Raw genomic sequence first — 4319 nt, 5'->3', positions numbered from 1 at the left:
CCGTACTGGTTTTTGTTAATCCACTATAATATGCGGGCAAGTGCGGATTTTGCCCGCCCCGCATCCTTATCCCTTACCGACAAAGGAAAACTTATGAGTGAAACCGAAAATCAAGCCCTGACGTTTGCCAAACGTCTGAAGGCGGATACCACGGCGGTTCACGACAGCGTGGATAACCTCGTTATGTCTGTCCAACCGTTTGTCAGCAAAGAAAACTACATCAAATTTTTGAAACTCCAATCCGTTTTCCACAAGGCCGTCGACCACATCTATAAAGATGCCGAATTAAACAAAGCCATTCCCGAGCTGGAATACATGGCGCGATACGATGCCGTAACGCAAGACTTGAAAGATTTGGGCGAAGAGCCTTACAAATTCGACAAAGAATTGCCATACGAAACTGGCAACAAAGCAATCGGCTGGCTTTATTGCGCCGAAGGATCCAATTTGGGCGCGGCGTTTTTGTTCAAACACGCCCAAAAACTCGATTACAACGGCGAACACGGCGCGCGCCACCTCGCTCCGCATCCCGACGGGCGCGGCAAACACTGGCGCGCCTTCGTCGAGCATCTGAACGCATTGGGCTTAAGCCCCGAAGCCGAAGCCGAAGCCATCCAAGGCGCGCGCGAAGCCTTTGCATTCTACAAAGTCGTGTTGCGCGAAACCTTCGGCTTGGCAGCCGATGCCGAAGCACCGGAAGGAATGATGCCGCACAGGCACTAAAAAATAATCGAACCAAATAAACAAGGTCTCGGCATAGCTGTTTGCAGGGGCCTTTATTTACACGGCGCGGCTTTGTTTACATGGATTACTGTCTTATTAAATATTAATGATTATCATAAAATCTATTATTCGCTAACCGATGGATGAACAATCCATACATCTTGAGTTGATAATATGAAACCATTACAAATGCTCCCTATCGCCGCGCTGGTCGGCAGTATTTTCGGCAATCCGGTCTTTGCGGCAGATGAAGCTGCAACTGAAACCACACCCGTTAAGGCAGAGGTAAAAGCAGTGCGCGTTAAAGGCCAGCGCAATGCGCCTGCGGCTGTGGAACGCGTCAACCTTAACCGTATCAAACAAGAAATGATACGCGACAACAAAGACTTGGTGCGCTATTCCACCGATGTCGGCTTGAGCGACAGCGGCCGCCATCAAAAAGGCTTTGCTGTTCGCGGCGTGGAAGGCAACCGTGTCGGCGTGAGCATAGACGGTGTAAACCTGCCTGATTCCGAAGAAAACTCGCTGTACGCCCGTTATGGCAACTTCAACAGCTCGCGTTTGTCTATCGACCCCGAACTCGTACGCAATATTGAAATCGTGAAGGGCGCAGACTCTTTCAATACCGGCAGTGGTGCATTGGGCGGCGGTGTGAATTACCAAACCCTGCAAGGACGTGATTTGCTGTTGGACGACAGGCAATTCGGCGTGATGATGAAAAACGGTTACAGCACGCGTAACCGTGAATGGACAAATACCCTCGGTTTCGGCGTGAGCAACGACCGCGTGGATGCTGCTTTGCTGTATTCGCAACGGCGCGGCCATGAAACCGAAAGCGCGGGCAACCGCGGCTATCCGGTAGAAGGTGCGGGTAAAGAAACGAATATCCGCGGTTCCGCCCGCGGCATCCCCGATCCGTCCAAACACAAATACCACAGCTTCTTGGGTAAGATTGCTTATCAAATCAACGACAACCACCGCATCGGCGCATCGCTCAACGGTCAGCAGGGGCATAATTACACGATTGAAGAGTCTTACAACCTGCTTGCTTCTTATTGGCGTGAAGCTGACGATGTCAACAGACGGCGTAACACCAACCTCTTTTACGAATGGACGCCGGAATCCGACCGGTTGTCTATGGTAAAAGCGGATGTCGATTATCAAAAAACCAAAGTATCTGCGGTCAACTACAAAGGTTCGTTCCCGATAGAGGATTCTTCCACCTTGACACGTAACTACAATCAAAAGGACTTGGATGAAATCTACAACCGCAGTATGGATACCCGCTTCAAACGCATTACCCTGCGTTTGGACAGCCATCCGTTGCAACTCGGGGGGGGGGCGACACCGCCTGTTGTTCAAAACCTTTGCCAGTCAACGTGAGTTTGAAAACTTAAACCGCGACGATTACTACTTCAGTGGTCAGATATCTCGTACCACCAGCTCGATTCAACACCCTGTGAAAACCACCAACTACGGTTTCTCGCTGTCTGACCAAATCCAATGGAACGACGTGTTCAGCAGCCGCGCAGGTATCCGTTACGACCACACCAAAATGACGCCTCAGGAATTGAATGCCGACTGTCATGCCTGCGACAAAACCCCGCCCGCACCGAATACTTACAGCGGCTGGAGCGGTTTCGCCGGTTTGGCGGCTCAACTGAATCAGGCTTGGCGTGTCGGTTACGACATTACTTCCGGCTATCGCGTCCCCAATGCGTCCGAAGTGTATTTCACTTACAACCACGGTGCGGGCACATGGCTGCCTAGTCCTAATCTGAAAGCCGAGCGCAGCACCACCCACACCCTGTCTTTGCAGGGACGCGGTGAAAAAGGTACGCTGGATGCCAATCTGTATCAAAGCAACTACCGCAATTTCCTTTCGGAAGAGCAGAAGCTGACCACCAGCGGCGATGTCAGCTGTACTCAGATGAATTACTACTACGGTATGTGTAGCAATCCTTATTCCGAAAAACTGGAATGGCAGATGCAAAATATCGACAAGGCCAGAATCCGCGGTATCGAGCTGACAGGCCGTCTGAATGTGGACAAAGTAGCGTCTTTTGTTCCTGAGGGCTGGAAACTGTTCGGCTCGCTGGGTTATGCGAAAAGCAAACTGTCGGGCGACAACAGCCTGCTGTCCACACAGCCGTTGAAAGTGATTGCCGGTATCGACTATGAAAGTCCGAGCGAAAAATGGGGCGTGTTCTCCCGCCTGACCTATCTGGGCGCGAAAAAGGTCAAAGACGCGCAATACACCGTTTATGAAAACAAGGGCTGGGGTACGCCTTTGCAGAAAAAGGTAAAAGATTACCCGTGGCTGAACAAGTCGGCTTATGTGTTTGATATGTACGGCTTCTACAAACCGGCTAAAAACCTGACTTTGCGTGCAGGCGTATATAATGTGTTCAACCGCAAATACACCACTTGGGATTCCCTGCGCGGCCTGTATAGCTACAGCACCACCAATGCGGTCGACCGCGATGGTAAAGGCTTAGACCGCTACCGCGCCCCAAGCCGTAATTACGCCGTATCGCTGGAATGGAAGTTTTAATCTGGTATTATTGAATTAATTGCCTTGTTGAAAATTAAAGCCGTCCGAATTGTGTTCAAGAACTCATTCGGACGGTTTTTTACCGTAAATCTGTGTGATGGGGTATTATAGTGGATTAAATTTAAATCAGGACAAGGCGACGAAGCCGCAGATGGTACGGAACCGACTCACTTGGTGCTTCAGCACCTTAGAGAATCGTTCTCTTTGAGCTAAGGCGAGGCAACGCCGTACTGGTTTTTGTTAATCCACTATAAATAGCAAGGTGTGAATAAAACGGCGGATATAATCAAATATATGTAATGAGATTCCCAAAATCTTGGTAATGATGTATATTAGTTAAGTTAGCTAATCATGAGAAGTGTTATGTTTCAAGCAAATATTCATCAGGCAAAAACCAATTTGAGTCAATTGATTCAAAGAGCAGAAGCAGGGGAAATTGTTATTATTGCGAAGGCAGGTAAGCCTTGCGTCCAACTAACCGGTATTGAAAAACCGGCACGAAATGCAGGAAGGTTGAAAAAATTCAGTCATATGGAAAATACGGATATTTCACGTATTCTTGAGGATGACAATGAAACGGCAGCTTTATTTTTTGAGGAGTCGGCTCTGTGAGAAAGATTCTGCTTGATACCCATGCTTTGCTGTGGTGGTTGTTGGATGACAAGGAACTGGGGATATCTGCACGCAAACTGATAGAAAATCCGAGAAATGCGATCTTTGTCAGTGCAGCGAGTATTTGGGAAATTTCCATCAAGCAGAACAAGGGGTTGTTGAAATTACCGGAAGAGTTTTTTGATGTGCTTCAAGAAGAGGATTTTGAAATGTTGCCTATAGGTCTGTTTCATGCAAAACAGGCTGGAAGCCTTCCGGAGATACACAAAGACCCTTTCGATAGGATGTTGATTGCACAAACCCAAGCGGAAGGCTTTGAACTGATGACTGTCGATGAATATATTCCGCAGTATGGAATTAGAGTTGTCAACGCATCAAGCTGACAAATACAAAAACTGAGACCTTTGCAAAAATAGTCTGTTAACGAAAT

General features: G+C 48.4%; 3 protein-coding genes and 1 pseudogene. All 4 read left to right on the top strand.

Annotated elements, in window-relative coordinates; genetic code table 11:
• Positions 1-93 precede the first annotated feature (93 nt).
• Positions 94-723 (top strand): biliverdin-producing heme oxygenase, encoded by a 630-nt coding sequence (locus tag HMPREF2959_RS09420; RefSeq protein ID WP_002220470.1) that lies wholly within the window; start codon positions 94-96, stop codon positions 721-723.
• Between the two features lie 174 nt (positions 724-897).
• Positions 898-3277 (top strand): annotated as a pseudogene (locus HMPREF2959_RS09415) (TonB-dependent hemoglobin/transferrin/lactoferrin family receptor).
• A 363-nt stretch (positions 3278-3640) separates the two neighbouring features.
• The gene (locus tag HMPREF2959_RS09410; protein ID WP_002232950.1) at positions 3641-3889 is read left to right on the top strand and encodes a type II toxin-antitoxin system Phd/YefM family antitoxin; all 249 of its coding nucleotides are present in this window, start codon (positions 3641-3643) and stop codon (positions 3887-3889) included.
• Entirely contained in the window at positions 3886-4272 is a 387-nt protein-coding gene (locus tag HMPREF2959_RS09405) for a type II toxin-antitoxin system VapC family toxin (RefSeq protein ID WP_002234173.1), read from the top strand. The genes HMPREF2959_RS09410 and HMPREF2959_RS09405 overlap by 4 nt, the downstream gene beginning before the upstream one ends.
• The last annotated feature ends 47 nt before the right edge of the window (positions 4273-4319 follow it).

Origin of the sequence: Neisseria sp. HMSC070F02, assembly GCF_001814225.1 — a bacterium.
Classification (GTDB): domain Bacteria; phylum Pseudomonadota; class Gammaproteobacteria; order Burkholderiales; family Neisseriaceae; genus Neisseria; species Neisseria meningitidis.
Note: the sequence above shows the minus strand (reverse complement) of the source record. Positions and strands in the feature narration are given on the sequence as shown.

What these genes read in the sequence shown, in the direction of transcription:
- HMPREF2959_RS09410 (WP_002232950.1), top strand. Translation starts at nt 3,641, where the DNA reads ATGTTTCAAGCAAATATTCATCAGGCAAAAACCAATTTGAGTCAATTG.
- HMPREF2959_RS09420 (WP_002220470.1), top strand. Translation starts at nt 94, where the DNA reads ATGAGTGAAACCGAAAATCAAGCCCTGACGTTTGCCAAACGTCTGAAG.